Annotated in this window: 6 protein-coding genes and 1 pseudogene; 3 read left to right on the forward strand and 4 right to left on the reverse strand. The window is 73.4% G+C overall.

The window, feature by feature from the left end; all coding sequences use genetic code 11:
• Window positions 1-35: 35 nt before the first annotated feature.
• Window positions 36-1,208 carry an adenylate/guanylate cyclase domain-containing protein gene (locus ACIOD1_RS02795; RefSeq protein WP_401899778.1) on the reverse strand — a complete coding sequence of 391 codons (1,173 nt, stop codon included), beginning with the start codon at window positions 1,206-1,208 and terminating at the stop codon, window positions 36-38.
• 201 nt (window positions 1,209-1,409) lie between these two features.
• Window positions 1,410-2,276, reverse strand: a complete 867-nt coding sequence (locus tag ACIOD1_RS02800; protein ID WP_365618012.1) for a biotin--[acetyl-CoA-carboxylase] ligase — start codon at window positions 2,274-2,276, stop codon at window positions 1,410-1,412.
• 130 nt (window positions 2,277-2,406) lie between these two features.
• Here ACIOD1_RS02800 and ACIOD1_RS02805 point away from each other — a divergent pair, with 130 nt between their 5' ends.
• The 3 genes from ACIOD1_RS02805 to ACIOD1_RS02815 all read left to right on the forward strand — a co-directional run bounded on the left by ACIOD1_RS02805 (window position 2,407) and on the right by ACIOD1_RS02815 (window position 5,234).
• Window positions 2,407-3,999 carry an acyl-CoA carboxylase subunit beta gene (locus tag ACIOD1_RS02805; RefSeq protein WP_365618014.1) on the forward strand — a complete coding sequence of 531 codons (1,593 nt, stop codon included), beginning with the start codon at window positions 2,407-2,409 and terminating at the stop codon, window positions 3,997-3,999.
• Window positions 4,000-4,029: 30 nt separating this feature from the next.
• A complete protein-coding gene (locus ACIOD1_RS02810; RefSeq protein ID WP_365618073.1) occupies window positions 4,030-4,239 on the forward strand; it encodes an acyl-CoA carboxylase epsilon subunit in 210 nt (69 codons plus the stop codon).
• Window positions 4,240-4,451: 212 nt separating this feature from the next.
• Window positions 4,452-5,234: an AfsR/SARP family transcriptional regulator gene (locus ACIOD1_RS02815; RefSeq protein ID WP_365618016.1), complete on the forward strand. Its 783-nt coding sequence runs from the start codon at window positions 4,452-4,454 to the stop codon at window positions 5,232-5,234.
• Here ACIOD1_RS02815 and ACIOD1_RS02820 read toward each other — a convergent pair.
• Window positions 5,150-11,731 carry a type I polyketide synthase gene (locus ACIOD1_RS02820; protein ID WP_401900451.1) on the reverse strand — a complete coding sequence of 2,194 codons (6,582 nt, stop codon included), beginning with the start codon at window positions 11,729-11,731 and terminating at the stop codon, window positions 5,150-5,152. The two genes, ACIOD1_RS02815 and ACIOD1_RS02820, sit on opposite strands and share 85 nt — an antisense overlap.
• A gap of 17 nt (window positions 11,732-11,748) precedes the next feature.
• Window positions 11,749-17,199, reverse strand: a pseudogene (locus ACIOD1_RS02825) (SDR family NAD(P)-dependent oxidoreductase); the annotation flags it as partial.
• Window position 17,200: the final 1 nt, after the last annotated feature.

Below are 17,200 nucleotides of genomic sequence, written 5' to 3' on the forward strand. Positions count from 1 at the left end.
CACGCCGCACTCTCCCCGGAAACGGTTAACGAACGTTACCCGGGGATCTTAGGCGTCCGCCGCGTCAGCGACCAGGGCTCCACGACGCCCAGCCCGCGCACCGGCCGCTGCCACATCGGCTGGAGCGCGAAGCGGTAGGTGCCGCCGCCCTCCTCCGTCTCGGCGTCCTTCTCCGACTTCGGCGCCGCGCCCGTCCGGCTCAGCTCCTCGGCCATCGCCCCGTCGACCAGGACCGCGTCCTTGGGGGCTATGGAGGTCAACCGGCTCGCCAGGTTCACCGTCGTGCCGAAGACGTCGCCCATCCGGGTCGTCACCGTCCCGAAGGCGATCCCGACCCGCAGCTCCGGCATCTGCGGGTCCGCCTCCATCGTCTCGATCATCCGCAGCGCGATCTCCGCCGCCGTCGCCGCGTCGTCCGCCGCGTACAGCACCTCGTCGCCGAGCGTCTTGATCAGCCGGCCGCCGTGCGCGGCCACCAGGTCCGCCGCCGTCGTCTCGAAGGCCTCGACCAGCTCGCCGAGCTCCTCCTCCTCCAAGCGCCGCGTCAGGCGCGTGAAGCCCACCAGGTCCGCGAAGCCCACCGCGAGCCGCCGGTCGACCATCTCCTCGTCGTCGGCGACCTGCACCACCCGCCCGGTGGCCGCGGCCAGTTGGCGCCGCCACACGTAGACGAGGAACTCCTCCAGCTCCGGCAGCAGCAGCTCGACCAGCGGGTACGTGACCTCCGTGCGGGTCATGCCCGGCTCCGGCGGCTCCGTCAGCCCCTCCAGGAAGGAATCGATCTGCCACTCCGCCAGGCGGGCGGTCGTCTGCCCCGTGGAGCGCGCGACCTGCACCGCCATGGGCTCGCTCAGCAGCCCCGCCTCGACCAGACCCGCCAGGCGCCGCAGCGCCAGCACGTCGGCCTCCGTCAGGGCCTTGGCCTGGCCGATGTCCGCGAAGCCCATCGCCCGCCAGAACCGGGAGGCCAGCTCCATGGACACCCCGGCGCTACGGGCCGCCTGGAAGGGCGTGTAGCGCCGCTCGGCCCCCAGGATGAGCTGCTCCAGCCGGATCGCGAGGGGATCGGCCGTCGGCTGCGCCGTGTGGTCCACCTCGTGCATCGGGGTGTGCTGATCACGCCCGATCGGCCCGGCGGGGCCGGGTGCGGCGCCCGAGGGGGACGAGGACGCGCCGGACGCGCCGGACGCAGAGTCGTCGACGGGCAAGGGCCGCCTCCTGTCCATTCCGTGCGCACTTCCGAACCGGGTGATCACCGCGGGACCGGGATCGCCTAAACCATACGGCAGGTGTGCCGTAGCTCACTCCTTCTCCCGGAGGCCGGTCCGCCTCCGGGAGCCCGCAGCCCCGGAGGCGACTTTCGACCGGGTCGCCCGGCGGGGCACCGCGGCGGGCCCGCCGCGCCCGGGTCAGCGCACCGAGCGGAGGTGGACCACGTCGCCCGCGCCCACCGGCTCGCGCTCGCCCTCGACCGTACGGATCACCAGCCGCCCGTCGGCGTCCACCGCTTCGGCCGTTCCGGTGAGGGTGCGCCCGCCCGGCAGCTCCGCGCGCACGTGTCGGCCCAGCGTCGCGCAGCCCGCGGCGTACGCCTCCTGGAGCCCGCTCTCGGCCGGGTCCCCGCCGGCCTCGCGCCAGCGGCCGTACCACTCCTCCAGCGAGCGCAGCACGGCCTTGAGCAGCGGTTCGCGGTCCGTGACGGAGGCCTTCGCCAGGAGCAGGGACCCCGCGACGGGCACCGGCAGCTCGTCCTCGGTCAGCGTGACGTTGAGGCCGATCCCGAGCACCACGCCCTCCGCGACCCGCTCCGCGAGGATGCCGCCCGTCTTGCGCTCCTCCCCCTCCACCGCGACGAGGAGGTCGTTGGGCCACTTGAGCTGCGTCTCCACGCCCGCCGCCCGGGACAGCCCGCGCGCCGCGGCCACCCCGGCGAGCAGGGTCAGCCACCCCCACCGCTCCTGCGGCACGTCGGGGCCCGGCTTGAGCAGGACGGAGAAGAAAAGCCCCGAGCGGGGCGGCGCCGTCCAGGTGCGGTCGAGCCGGCCGCGCCCGGCGGTCTGCTCCTCGGCGACCAGCACCGCGCCCTCGGGCAGGTCCGCGGCCCGCGCCGCGAGGTCGGTGTTGGTGGACCCGGTGGCCGTGACCACCTCCAGGGAGGTCCACAGCCCGTCCCCGGTGACGAGGGCCCGGGTGAGGGCCGCGGTGTTGAGGGGCGGCCGGTCCAGACTCGACCAGCGTCCGGCGAAAGCTCCGGCTGAAGCATCTGAAGGCGTCATGCAAGCCAATGTAGGTGTGTCAAACGCCGCACTGCCGAGCGCCATGCCCGCCGATACGCTACGCACCAGTAGCCAGCAGCGGTCATTCAGTGACCAGGCAGTTGACACCACCCAGGGAGCCGCGACCCCGATGTCACAACCCTCAGAGCCGATCGACATCCACACGACCGCGGGCAAGCTCGCGGACCTGCGGCGCCGAATCGAGGAAGCCACCCATGCCGGATCCGGACGGGCCGTCGAAAAGCAGCACGCCAAAGGCAAGCTGACGGCACGTGAGCGGGTGGCTCTGCTGATGGACGAGGGGTCCTTCGTAGAGCTGGACGAGTTCGCCCGGCACCGCTCGACCAACTTCGGGCTGGAGAAGACCCGCCCCTACGGCGACGGCGTCGTCACCGGCTACGGCACGGTGGACGGCCGGCCGGTGGCCGTGTTCTCGCAGGACTTCACCGTCTTCGGCGGGGCCCTCGGCGAGGTCTACGGGCAGAAGATCATGAAGGTCATGGACTTCGCCCTGAAGACCGGTTGTCCGCTGGTCGGCATCAACGACTCCGGCGGCGCCCGCATCCAGGAGGGCGTCAGCGCGCTCGGGATGTACGGGGAGATCTTCCGCCGCAACGTCCACGCCTCCGGAGTGATCCCGCAGATCAGCCTGGTCGTCGGGCCGTGCGCCGGCGGGGCCGTGTACTCCCCGGCCATCACCGACTTCACCGTCATGGTCGACCAGACCTCGCACATGTTCATCACCGGCCCGGACGTCATCAAGACGGTCACCGGCGAGGACGTCGGCTTCGAGGAGCTGGGCGGCGCCCGCACCCACAACTCCACCTCGGGCGTGGCGCACCACATGGCCGGGGACGAGAAGGACGCCGTCGAGTACGTCAAGTCCCTCCTGTCGTTCCTGCCCTCGAACAACCTCTCCGAGCCGCCCTCCTTCCCCGAGGAGGCCGACATCGAGGTCTCCGAGGAGGACCTCGCGCTCGACACGCTGATCCCGGACAGCGCGAACCAGCCGTACGACATGCACACCGTGATCGAGCACGTGCTCGACGACGGGGAGTTCCTGGAGACCCAGTCCCTCTTCGCGCCGAACATCCTCACCGGCTTCGGCCGGGTCGAGGGGCACCCGGTGGGAGTCGTCGCGAACCAGCCGATGCAGTTCGCCGGCTGCCTGGACATCAACGCCTCCGAGAAGGCGGCGCGATTCGTCCGGACGTGCGATGCTTTCAATGTCCCGGTGCTGACGTTCGTCGACGTCCCGGGCTTCCTCCCGGGCACGGACCAGGAGTACAACGGAATCATCCGGCGCGGCGCCAAGCTGATCTACGCGTACGCCGAGGCCACCGTCCCGCTCATCACCGTGATCACCCGCAAGGCCTTCGGCGGCGCCTATGACGTGATGGGCTCCAAGCACCTCGGCGCGGACCTCAACCTGGCCTGGCCGACGGCGCAGATCGCCGTGATGGGCGCGCAGGGCGCCGTGAACATCCTGCACCGGCGCACCATCGCCGAGGCCTCCCCGGAGGAGGTGGAGGACACCAGGGCCCGCCTGATCAGCGAGTACGAGGACGCGCTGCTCAACCCGTACACGGCCGCCGAGCGCGGTTACGTGGACGCGGTGACCATGCCCTCCGAGACCCGCGCGCACGTGGTCAAGGGGCTCCGCCAGCTGCGCACCAAGCGGGAGTCCCTCCCGCCCAAGAAGCACGGCAACATCCCCCTGTAAGCCCCCCGAGCCCCCGAGGAGGTCTCTGTGGTGATCAAGGTCGTCAAGGGCAACCCGACCCCGGAGGAGTTGGCCGCCGCACTGGCGGTGGTCCGAGCGCGCGCGGCGGCGCTGGCCTCGGCCGCCCCGTCGGGCGCGCCCCGGGTCCCGGACGAGTGGTCCACGCCGGCGCGCGTGGCGCGGGAGCGGCTGCGGCAGCCGGGCCCGCGGGCGTGGGGCCGTACGTACTGGCCCTCGTAGCCGCAGTGTTTCGAGACGGCCGTACCCCTTTCCGGGGTGCGGCCGTTTGCCGTACCATAATCCGGCAAAATTCGGCCGCGCAGCCGAATTTGCCTTCCCATGGCTTGACAATCAACTGTCGGGTACACAGGCGGGCCGGTTCCCTCTATGCTCACGAAAATTTCCAACGGGGGTTCCGCATGCTGAAGTTCCGGTTGTTGGGTCATTTCCAAGTGGTTACGGAGAGCATCGACGTCTGCCACGTCGGCTCGCCGAAGGTCGCCCAGACCCTGGCCGTCCTGCTCACGAGAGCCAACGAGTTCGTCTCCTCGGAGACCTTGATCAGCGAGCTGTGGGAGGACGCCCCGCCGCGCTCGGCCCTCAATACCGTCCAGACCTACATCCACCACGCCCGCCGCATCCTCGCGTCCCACTCCGACGACCGGGAGCCGGCGCCGCTGCTGGCCACCCGCTCCGGCGGCTACCTGCTCCAGGTCGCCGACGAGAACGTCGACTACAAGCTCTTCGAGATCCTCGTCGCCCGCGGCGCCCAGGCCCTGCGGGCCGGAGAGTACGAGGACGCCTCCGGCCACCTGTCCAGGGCGGTGGCCCTGTGGCACGGCCGGGCCCTGTCCAACATCCCGACCGGGCCCGTGCTCAAGAGCCTCATCGTCCACCTCGACGACCGCCGCATCCAGGCCCTGGAGATGCGCATAGAGGCCCGCTGCGCCCTCGGCCAGCACCGGGACTCCATCCCGGAGCTGCGCGGGCTCGTACACGACTACCCGCTGCACGAGGGGTTCCACAGCCAGCTGATCAACTCCCTGCACCAGACGGGCCGCCGTGCCGAGGCCCTGGAGGCCTACCGGCACGTGCGGAGCCTGTTGCGCGACGAGCTGGGCCTGGAGCCGTCCGTGCTGATCCGGCGGGCTCACGAACGGGTGCTGTCCTCCGACGGCCTGTCCGGCCACCCGGCGGGCTCCACGGCCCGATCCCCCGACGCCGGAGGGAAGTGACCGACCTCCACGAAGAAGTCGACGTACCGGGCGAAGAGGTCCGCGGTCAGCGGCGGGCAGACGATGCCGCTGCCCCGGAGGTCACGCTCCGTCTCCGACGTGTCGATCGGCGGGTAGAAGGCGTCCGTGTCGGAGGTCATCATCTCGAAGGCGTGCAAGAGGGGTTGGAGGGCGTTCTCCCGATCCCCCTGAACGATTTCGCTCCATTCGACCCACTGCTTTTCGGCCAATTCATATCCGAGTGACCTCAGGTGGCCGATGCTCTCGTCCAGTGCCAGCGAACTCTGATTGAACAAATGGTACGTACCGCCCACCGTCTCCGCCTTCCGGGCGAGACCCGTGATCGCGGCACTCACGTAGTCCACGGGCAGAAGATGGAAGCGACCGCCGACGCCGACCGGCACCGCGCCCGCCTGGAGGACGCCCTTGAGGCTCAGCCAGACGAAGTCACGCGTCTGGCAGGCCCCGTTCACCGTGTCGCCCGAGATCACGTCGACCCGGTACACGGACACGGGCAGCCCCCGCTCCCGCGCCTCCCCGATCAGTTGCTCGGCCACCCACTTGCTCTGCAGGTAGCCACTGGCCAGCGCCTCCGCGGGACCCGTCGGATCCGTCACCTTCAACGGGACCCCCTCCTCGCGCACCCCGTCGAAGACGCCGACGGTGGAGACGTAGTGCACCGGGACCGTCCGGTGCCGGGCGGCGAGGCGCAACACCTCTTCCGTACCGGCCACGTTGGCCGCGCGCAGCGCCGTGTACGGGTGCAGCCAGTGGACCCTGGCGCCGTTGTGGTAGACGACGTCGACGGTGCGGGCGAGCCCGTCGAACTCGTCCTCGGTCAGCCCGAGCCGCGCTTCGCCCAGGTCGCCGGGGACCACCACGAGCCGGCTCTCGTCGTACTGGTCGGACAGGCGGTACCAGGCCATGTTGGTCCGGACCCGTTCGAGCGCCTCGGCCCGGTCGGCGCCCCGGACCAGGACGTGCACGGTGGCCGTGGTGGTGCGCATCAGGTCGCGCAGCAGGAAGGCGCCGAGGAAGCCGGTGGCGCCGGTCAGCAGGACGTGGCGCGGGTCCGAGCCGTCCCGGACGACCTCCGCCGCGGGCCGCACGTCCTGCGCGAGGACGGTCTCGGCGGCGAAGTCCACGCTCGGACGGGCCTGCCCGCCCGCCTGCCCGCCGGACACCTCCGCGAGGAGGTGGCCCGCGAGGGCGCCCGGGGTCGGGTGGTCGAAGACCAGGGTGGCGGGCAGCCGCAGGCCACTGATGCCGTTCAGCAGGTTGCGCAGCTCCACCGAGGTCAGCGAGTCGAATCCGAGCTTGGCCAGCGGCATGTCCGGGGCGATGCCGGCGGGGTCGGCGTGCCCGAGGACGGCCGCGATCTGCTCCCGTACGGCGACCAGGACGGCCGCGGCCCGCTCGGCAGGCTGGGCGAGCCCGGCCAGGATGACGGCGAGGGAGTCCGCGGAACCCCGTTCGCCGGCGGCGGTGCGGCGCGACGGCAGCCCGGCCAGTCGTGACAGTACGGCGGGGTTGCGGGCGCCCTGGTCGCGCAGGGCCGCCACGTCCACCGGGGAGGCGACCGCGGTCGGCCGGCCCAGCGCGAGGGCCAGGTCCAGCAGGGCCGGGCCGTCCTGCTCGGGCACGGGGCGGAAGCCGCTGCGGGCGATGCGCAGCAGGTCGGTGTGGCCGAGGTGGCCGCTCATGCCGCCGGTCTGCTCCCACAGGCCCCAGGCCACCGAGGTGGCGGGCAGCGAGAGGGCGTGTCGGTGGTGGGCCAGGCCGTCGAGGAACGCGTTGGCGGCGGCGTAGTTGGCCTGGCCGACGCCGCCGACCACGGCGGCGATCGAGGAGAACAGTACGAAGGCGCTCAGGTCGGCGTCCCGGGTCAGCCGGTGCAGGTTCCAGGCGGCGTCGGCCTTGGGGCGCAGCACGGCCGACAGTCGGTCGGGGGTGAGGGAGCCGAGGAGGCCGTCGTCCAGGACGCCGGCGGCGTGCACGATGCCGGTCAGGGGGTACTCGGCGGGGATCGCGGCCAGGGTGGCGGCGAGCGCGTCGGGGTCGGCCGCGTCGCAGGCGGCAAGGGTGACCCGGGCGCCGAGCGCGGTCAGCTCGGCCTCCAGTTCGGCCGCTCCCGCGGCGCGGGGTCCGCGCCGGCTGGTGAGGAGAAGGTGCTTCACGCCGTGTTCGGCGACGAGGTGGCGGGCGAAGAGCGAGCCGAGGCTGCCGGTGCCGCCGGTGATCAGGACGGTGCCGTCGGGGTTCCACCCGTTGGCGCGGGGGGCCGGGGCGCCTTGGACGGGCGGCGGCGTCCGGGTGAGCCGGGGCAGGTGGACCCGGCCGGCGCGCAGGGCGGCCTGGGGCTCGCCGGACAGCGCGAGGCGGGCGAGCGCGCGCCGGGCGGCGGCGGTGTCGGTCTCCGTGCCCAGGGGCGTGTCGGTGTCGACGAGGAGGATGCGGCCCGGGGTCTCGGACTGGGCGGAGCGCAGCAGGCCCCAGACGGCGGCGCCGGCCAGGTCGCCGATGTCCTCCCCGGGGGAGACGGCCACGGCCCCCGAGGTCAGCACGAGGAGGCGGGTCCCCTCCAGGCGCTCGTCGGCCGCCCAGTCCGCGGCCAGGGCCAAGGCCCGTGCCGCGGTGGCGTGGAGGTGCCCGGGGAGGGCCCCGGCGAGGGAGCCGGCCGGCGGGGGGTCGACCCGCACCACGACGAACGGGATGTCCGCCCCGGCGGCGACCGCGGCGGCCACGTCGTCCGGGGTGGGGTAGGCCGCGTCGTCCTCGGCGCCGGCCGATCCGTCGAGGGCCGCCCACGGGTGGGGGGCCGCGTCCTCGGCGGGGTCGGGTCCGGCGGTCAGCGGGGTCCAGCGGACCTCGTGCAGCATGTCGGCGCGGCGAGCGGCGGCCGGATCGTGCACGGCGTCCTCGACGGTGTCCACGGCCAGGGAGGCCACGGCGGCCACGGGTCGGCCCGCCGGGTCGGCGAGTCGGACGGCGTAACTTCCGGGGGCCTGCGGTCGCGGGGTCAGCCGGACGCGCAGGGCCGAGGCGCCGGTCGCGTGGACCCGTACGCCGTGCCAGCGGACGGCCCGGAGGTCGGGTCCGGTCAGCAGCGGGCTGACGGCCGCGTCCAGCAGGCCGGGATCGAGGACGAATCCGGCGGCGTCCGGGGCGGCCGTCCGGTCCTCGGGCAGCCGCACCTCGGCGAACAGCTCCTCGCCCCGGCGCCACAGCGCGGTGACGCCCTCCCCCTGCGGAACGTCCTGCACGGCGTCGGCCGGGGGCCAGGCGGCGAGGTCGAAGGGGTCACCGGGGGCGGCGGCGGTGAGCGTGCCGCGGGCGTGCCGGGTCCAGGAGGCGCCCGGCTCGTCGGCGCGGCTGTGCACGGTGACCGACCAGCGGCCGTCCGCACCGGTGTCCGCTCCCGCGCCGGGCTCGACGGCGGGCTCGACGGCCACCTGGAGCCGGATCGCTCCGGTCCGCGGAAGCGACAGGGGGCGCTCCACCACGAACGCGTCGAGGAGGTTGGCCCCGGGTCCGTCGCCCGCGCGCACGGCCAGCTCCACGAGGAGGGCGACCGGCAGGGCGGAGGTGTCCGGGCCGAGGTGGCCGGCGAGCCAGGGGTGGCTGCGCAGGGAGACGCGGCTGGTGTGGACGGCGCGCTCGGATCCGGCGACGGTCACGGCCGGGCCCAGGAGCGGGTGGCCGGTGGGGTCGAGGCCGAGGCCGGCGGCGTCGGTCCCGGACGCCGCCGACTGGACCCAGTAGCGCTCGTGTTGGAAGGCGTACGTCGGCAGCGGGACCCGGCGGGCGCCGCTGCCCGCGAAGTAGGCGCTCCAGTCGACGTGGACCCCGTGCTCGTGGAGCCGGCCGAGGGCCGTGACCAAGGCGGCGGGCTCGGAGTGGCCCCGCCGCAGGGCGGGCAGAGCGGCCGGGATCTCCTCCCCCACCGCGCCCGCCACCAAAGCCGACAACACTGCGTCCGGGCCGAGTTCCAACGTGGCACCCACACCCAGGTCCGCCAAGACCCGCACCGCGTCACCGAAGCGCACCGCGCCGCGCAACTGCGCCACCCAGTAATCCGCCGACCGCAGATCGTCCCCCGTGGCCAACGTGCCCGTCAGCGTCGAGACGATCGAAATCCGGGGAACCTCATAGCTCAGGGAAGCCGCGACCTGCCGGAACTCTTCGAGCATCGGATCCATCAACGGCGAATGGAACGCGTGCGAGACCTTCAACCGGGTCGCCTTGCGCCCCCGCGCCTCGAACACCGCGACGACCGAGGCCACCGCCTCCTCCGTGCCGGAAACCACCACGGACCGGGGCCCGTTGAGAGCGGCCAGGGAAACCCCTGCCGACAACAGCGGAAGAACTTCTTCCTCGGTGGCCTGGAGGGCGACCATCGCCCCGCCCACCGGCAACGCCTGCATCAAACGACCCCGAGCCGCCACCAAAGCCGCCGCGTCCTCCAACGACAGGACACCCGCCACATGCGCGGCCACCAACTCACCGATCGAATGACCCGCCAGGAAATCCGGACGCACACCCCACGACTCCACCAGACGGAACAACGCCACCTCGACCGCGAACAACGAGGTCTGCGCGAACACCGTCCGATTCAAAAGCTCCTGATCCCCGCCCCACACCGCCCCGCGCAACGGCCGCTCCAGATGACGGTCCAACTCCACCACCACCGCGTCGAAAGCCGAAGCGAACACCGGAAAAGCGTCGTACAACTCACGCCCCATCCCGAGACGCTGAGCACCCTGACCCGTGAACACGAACCCCACCCGGCCACCCCGCACCGCGACCGGAGCCCCCAACGACGCCAACCCGGCCAGCAACTCCTCCCGCCCCACACCCGACACCACCGCCCGAAACTCCAGAGCCGCACGCCCCGAAGCCAACGAAACACCGACGTCCACCGGGTCGACGGCGGCCTCCGCGGCCACCCACCGGGCGAGCCGCTCCGCCTGCTGCGCCAAGGCCTGAGGGGTCTTGCCCGAGACCACCCACGGCACCACCGGCAGGGCGACGGGGTCTGTCGTCCCGGTCGCGGGGGCTTCGGCGTGCGGTCGTTCCAGGATCACGTGCGCGTTGGTGCCGCTGACCCCGAAGGAGGAGACGGCCGCGCGACGTGCGGTGCCCGTCTCCGGCCACGGGCGCGGTTCCCGCAGCAGTTCCACCGCGCCCGACTCCCAGTCGACCATCGGGGTCGGCTCGTCGATGTGGAGGGTGCGCGGCAGCACCCCGTGCTCCATCGCCTGAATCATCTTGATGACCCCGCCCACTCCGGCGGCGGCGACGGAGTGCCCGATGTTGGACTTGAGGGAGCCCAGGTACAACGGCCGGCCCTCCGGACGACCCTGCCCGTACGTCGCCAGCAACGCCTGCGCCTCGATCGGATCACCGAGCCGCGTCCCCGTCCCGTGCGCCTCCACCGCGTCCACCTCGGCAGCGGCCAGACCCGCGTCCGCCAAGGCCTGACGGATCACCCGCTCCTGCGAAGGCCCGTTCGGCGCCGTCAGACCGTTCGAAGCACCGTCCTGGTTGACGGCGGAGCCCCGTACGACGGCCAGGACGCGGTGTCCGTTGCGGTGGGCGTCCGAGAGCCGCTCGACGAGGAGCAGGCCGACGCCCTCGGCCCACGAGGTGCCGTCGGCGGACGCCGAGAAGGACTTGATGCGGCCGTCGGGGGCCAGCCCGCTCTGTCGCGCGAAGTCCACGAACCCGCCCGGTGTGGCGGTGACGGTCACACCGCCCGCCAGCGCCAGGTCCGTCTCGCCGGAGCGCAGGGACTGCACGGCCAGGTGGAGGGCGACCAGGGAGGAGGAGCAGGCCGTGTCCACGGAGACCGCCGGGCCCTCCAGGCCGAAGGTGTAGGAGATCCGGCCGGACGCGACACTGCTGAGCTTGCTGGTCAGCAGGTAGCCCTCGAACTCGGAGGGACCGTCGAGGCCCAGGTAGCTCTGCTCGATGATGCCGGCGTAGACACCCGTGCGGGTTCCCTTCAGGGAGAGCGGGTCGATGCCGGCCTGCTCGAAGGTCTCCCAGGCCGTCTCCAGGAGCAGCCGCTGCTGGGGGTCCATGGCCAGGGCCTCGCGCGGGGAGATCCCGAAGAGCCCCGCGTCGAACAGCCCCGCGTCGTGGAGGAAACCGCCCTCCCGGGTGTACGAGGTCCCGGGCCGCTCCGGGTCCGGGTCGTAGAGCCGCTCCAGGTCCCAGCCGCGGTCGGCCGGGAATCCGGTGATGGCGTCGGTCCCGCTGTCCACCAGGTCCCACAGGTCCTCCGGGGAGGACACCCCGCCCGGGAAGCGGCAGGCCATGCCGACGATGGCGACCGCCTCGGGCTGCTCGGACGCCTCCAGCCGGGCGATCCGACGGTTCGCCTTCTGGAGGTCGACCGTGACCCGCTTGAGGTACTCGACCAGCTTCTCTTCGTTGGACATCGGGGTTCCTGTTCTCTCCTCGTGCGGTGGGTGCCGGGACCGGCGGTACCGGATCGTGGTGCGCGCCGGAATCAGTCGGCGGAACGGCCGAGTTCGGTGTCGATGATGCTGAAGATGTCGTCGATGGAGGACGCGGCGAGGACGTCGGCCCCGGCGTCGGCTCCGCTGTCCGGGCCCCCGTCCGGGTCGCCTTGCGCCCCCGCCGCCTCCAGGCGGCTGAGGAGGGCGCGGAGCCGGGCGGTGACCGCCGGGTGGTCGGGGTCGTCCCCGGAGAGGCCGTTCAGGAGCGGGTCGAGGCGGACCAGCTCGGCGAGGAGGGCCTCGCCCGGATCCGGCGCCTCGGGGACGAGCCGGGCGCCCAGGTGGGCCGCGAGGGCGGCGGGGGTGGGGTGGTCGAAGACCAGCGTCGCGGGGAGCGTGACGCCGGCCGCTTCGACCAGCCGGTTGCGTAGGTCGAGGGCGGTGAGGGAGTCGAATCCCAGTTCCTGGAAGGGTCGTTCGGCGTCGATGGAGGCGGGCCCGGTGCGGCCGAGGGCGGCGGCGGACTCGGTGCTCACCAGGGTCAGCAGCAGCCGCTCCCGCTCCGCGGGGGTGAGCGCGCCGAGCTGCCCGGCGAGGGTGGTGGCGGCCGGCCCGTCGGACGCCGCCGCGGCCGTCGGGGCGACCGCGGCCCGGCCCCGCAGGCCGGGGAGCGCGGTGAGCACGGCCGGGACGCGGGGGCGGGCCCTCAGGGCGGACAGCCCGAGGGGGACGGCGACCACGGCGGGCCCGGCGCCGGCCACGGCCCGGTCGTACAGGGCGAGGCCCTCGGCGCCGGTCAGGGGCCGGTACCCCTCGTGGGCGAGCCGGTCCAGATCCGGGCCGGTGAGGTGCGCGTTGATGCCCGTACCGCCGCCGGTCGTGCCCGCGGACGGCTGCCAGACGCCCCAGGCGATCGAGGTGGCGGGCAGGTCGTGGGCGTGGCGGTGGACGGCGAGGGCGTCCAGGAAGGCGTTGGCGGCTGCGTAGTTGGCCTGCCCGGGTCCGCCGAGGACGCCGACGCTGGAGGAGAACAGGACGAAGGCCTCCAGGTCCAGGTCCCGGGTCAGCTCGTGCAGGTGCCAGGCGCCGTCCGCCTTCGGGGCGAGTACGGATGCCAGCCGGTCCGGGGTCAGTTCCGGGACCAGGGCGTTGTCGAGGACGCCGGCCGCGTGCACGACGGCGGTCAGCGGGTGGGCGGCGGGGATCGCGGCCACGACGGCGGCGAGCGCCGCCCGGTTGGTGACGTCGCAGGCCACGGCCTCGGCGCGGGCGCCGAGTTCCTCCAGATCGGCGAGCAGCTGCTTGGCGCCTCCGGCGGTGTCGCCCTGGCGGGAGAGCAGCAGGACGTGTCGGGCGCCGCGCTCCGCGACGAGGTGGCGGGCGACGGTCGCGCCGAGTGCGCCGGTGCCGCCCGTGATCAGGACGGTGCCCTCGGCGCCGAGCACCGAGGCGGAGGCAGGAGCCGGCAGGGGGCGCAGGCGCGGGACGAGGACGGCGCCGGCGCGCAGCGCGACCTGCGGCTCGCCGCCCGCGAGGAGCCGGGCGAGGGTGTCGTCCGGAATCCCCTCGGCAGCGGCGGCGACGTCGGTACCGGTGTCGGTCTCCGTGACGAGGCGCGTGTCGGTGTCGACGAGGAGGATGCGGCCCGGGGTCTCGGACTGGGCGGAGCGCAGCAGGCCCCAGACGGCGGCGCCGGCCAGGTCGCCGATGTCCTCCCCGGGGGAGACGGCCACGGCCCCCGAGGTCAGCACGAGGAGGCGGGTCCCCTCCAGGCGCTCGTCGGCCGCCCATTGCCGCAGCAGGCCGAGCACCGCGCGGGTGGCGGTGCGGACGGCCCCGGGGACGTCGGCGGCGGCCGGTCCGGTGGGGGCGGGGAGGGGCAGGACCAGGGTGAGGGTGGGGTCCGCCTCCACCGCGGTGGCGGCGACGGCCAGGGCGTCGGGGTGCCCGAGGTCCAGGACGTGCCGGGTGGGTGTCCGTTCCGCGAGGGGGAGGGTGACGGGCTCCCACTCCAGGCCGTAGAGCACGTTCCGACCGGCGGCCCCGACCGGGGCGGTCGGGAGCAGCGCGCGGTCGAGCGTGCGGAAGACGACCGAATCGACGGAGGCCACCAGCCGCCCTTCGGCGTCGGCGAGTTGGAGCGCGTAGGTCAGGTCGTCGATCTCCGTGGCACGGGCGCGGACTGCGACGGCTCCCGGTACGTGGAGCCTCACGCCGTACCAGTGGACCGGGGCGGCGGTCGCCGCCCGGGCGGGCAGCGCGGCGGTGAGCAGGGCCGGGTGGATGCCGTAGCCGGGGGCTTCGGCGGCCTGTTCCTCGGGGAGGACGGTCAGCGGGAGTCCGCTGTCGGCGGACCAGTCCGCGGCGGGGCCCGCGGTGGCGGTCTCGTCCAGGTAGTGGCCCTGCGCGTGGAGGGTCCAGCCGGTGTCCCCGGCGAAGGCGCCGGCGAAGGCCGGGTCGGTGTCGTCGGCGTCGTCCGTACGGGCGTACAGGGCGAAGCCGCGCCGTCCCGCGGGGTCGTCCGGGTCGGGGGATCCGGCGCGCAGCTGGATCAGGACGCCGCCGTCCTCGGGCAGCGGCAGCGGGGCGAGGAGGTCCAGCTCGTCCAGGGCGGGGCGGCCGAGCGCCTCGCCGGCCCGGAGGGCCATTTCCACCACGGCGGCGGCGGGCAGGACGGGGGTGCCGTGGAGGAGGTGATCGGCGAGCCAGGGGTGGGTGCGCAGGGAGATTCGGCTGGTGAAGACCGTCTCGTCGGATCCGGCGAGGGTGAGCGGTGTGCCGAGGAGGGGGTGGCCCGGGGTGCCGTCGTGGCCGGGGAGGCCGGTCCGGGGCAGGCGGTCGACCCAGTAGCGCTCGTGTTGGAAGGCGTACGTCGGCAGCGGGACCCGGCGGGCGCCGCTGCCCGCGAAGTAGGCGCTCCAGTCGACGTGAACCCCGTGCTCGTGGAGCCGGCCGAGGGCCGTGACCAAGGCGGCGGGCTCGGAGTGGCCCCGCCGCATGGCGGGCAGAGCGGCCGGGATCTCCTCCCCCACCGCCCCCGCCACCAAAGCCGACAACACTGCGTCCGGGCCGAGTTCCAACGTGGCACCCACACCCAGGTCCGCCAAGACCCGCACCGCGTCACCGAAGCGCACCGCGCCGCGCAACTGCGCCACCCAGTAGTCCGCCGACCGCAGATCGTCCCCCGTGGCCAACGTGCCCGTCAGCGTCGAGACGATCGAAATCCGGGGAACCTCATAGCTCAGGGAAGCCGCGACCTGCCGAAACTCTTCGAGCATCGGATCCATCAACGGCGAATGGAACGCGTGCGACACCTTCAACCGGGTCGCCTTGCGCCCCCGCGCCTCGAACACCGCCGCGACGGAAACCACCGCGTCCTCGGCTCCGGAGACCACGACGGACCGGGGTCCGTTGACCGCCGCCACGCTCAACGCGTCGGTGAGGAAGGGGAGGACTTCTTCCTCGGTGGCCTGGAGGGCGACCATCGCCCCGCCCGCCGGCAACGCCTGCATCAAACGACCCCGAGCCGCCACCAAAGCCGCCGCGTCCTCCAACGACAGGACACCCGCCACATGCGCGGCCACCAACTCACCGATCGAATGACCCGCCAGGAAATCCGGACGCACACCCCACGACTCCACCAGACGGAACAACGCCACCTCGACCGCGAACAACGAGGTCTGCGCGAACACCGTCCGATTCAAAAGCTCCTGATCCCCGCCCCACACCACCCCGCGCAACGGCCGCTCCAGATGACGGTCCAACTCCACCACCACCGCGTCGAAAGCCGAAGCGAACACCGGAAAAGCGTCGTACAACCCACGCCCCATACCCAGACGCTGAGCACCCTGACCCGTGAACACGAACCCCACCCGGCCACCCCGCACCGCGACCGGAGCCCCCAACGACGCCAACCCGGCCAGCAACTCCTCCCGCCCCACACCCGACACCACCGCCCGAAACTCCAGAGCCGCACGCCCCGAAGCCAACGACAGCCCCACATCGGAGGGGGACAGCTCCTCGTCGGAAGCCACCCGCGCGGCGAGCCGGCCGGCCTGCTCCGTCAGGGCCTGCGGGGTCTTGCCCGAGACCACCCACGGCACCACCGGCAGGGGGGTGCCGGTGGCTCCGGTGGTGGTGTCGGTCTCGTCGGCGGCGGTGTACTGCTCGATCACCACGTGCGCGTTCGTGCCGCCGAAACCGAAGGAGGAGACGGCCGCGCGGCGCGGTGCGCCGGTCCGGGGCCATTCCCGGGGCTCCCGCAGCAGTTCCACCGCGCCCGACTCCCAGTCGACCATCGGGGTCGGCTCGTCGATGTGGAGGGTGCGCGGCAGGACCCCGTGGCGGATGGCTTCGATCATCTTGATGACCCCGCCCACTCCGGCGGCGGCCTGGGCGTGGGCGATGTTGGACTTGAGGGAGCCCAGGTACAACGGCCGGCCCTCCGGACGACCCTGCCCGTACGTCGCCAGCAACGCCTGCGCCTCGATCGGATCACCGAGCCGCGTCCCCGTCCCGTGCGCCTCCACCGCGTCCACCTCGGCAGCGGCCAGACCCGCGTCCGCCAAGGCCTGACGGATCACCCGCTCCTGCGAAGGCCCGTTCGGCGCCGTCAGACCGTTCGAAGCACCGTCCTGGTTGACCGCCGAACCGCGCAGCACGGCGTGCACGCGGTGTCCGTTGCGGACGGCGTCGGAGAGCCGCTCGACGAGGAGCAGGCCGACGCCCTCCGCCCAGCCGGTGCCGGCCGCGTCGGCCGAGAAGGACTTGCTGCGGCCGTCGGCGGCGAGACCGCGCAGGCGGGAGAACTCGACGAACGCCACGGGGGTGGACATGACCGTGACCCCGCCGGCGAGCGCCAGGTCGCATTCGCCGCGGCGCAGGGCGTTCGCGGCGAGGTGGAGGGCGACCAGGGAGGAGGAGCAGGCCGTGTCCACGGCGACCGCCGGGCCCTCCAGGCCGAAGGTGTAGGAGATCCGGCCGGCGGCGATGGAGCCCGCGCTGCCGCTGAACAGGTAGCCCTCGTAGTCCTTGGCGGGCAGGTCGGAGCGCGATCCGTAGTCGTTGTACATGACTCCGGTGAAGACCCCGGTGCGGGTGCCCTTCAGGGAGAGCGGGTCGATGCCGGCCCGTTCGAGGGCCTCCCAGGTGGTCTCCAGGAGCAGCCGCTGCTGGGGGTCCATGGCCAGGGCCTCGCGCGGGGAGATCCCGAAGAGTTCGGCGTCGAAGCGGGCGGCGTCGTGGAGGAAGCCGCCCTCCCGGGCGTAGGTGGTGCCGGTCCGGTCGGCGTCGGTGTCGTAGAGCCGCTCGACGTCCCAGCCGCGGTCGGACGGGAACTCGGAGACGGCGTCGGTCCCGCTGTCCACCAGGTCCCACAGGTCCTCCGGGGAGGACACCCCGCCGGGGTAGCGGCAGGCCATGGAGACGATGGCGATCGGCTCCCGCTCCTTGTCCTGGATCTCGCGCAGCCGGGTGCGGGCGTCGCGGGCGTCGGCGATGGCC

The organism is Streptomyces sp. NPDC088097, assembly GCF_044741845.1.
In the GTDB taxonomy this organism is placed as follows: domain Bacteria; phylum Actinomycetota; class Actinomycetes; order Streptomycetales; family Streptomycetaceae; genus Streptomyces.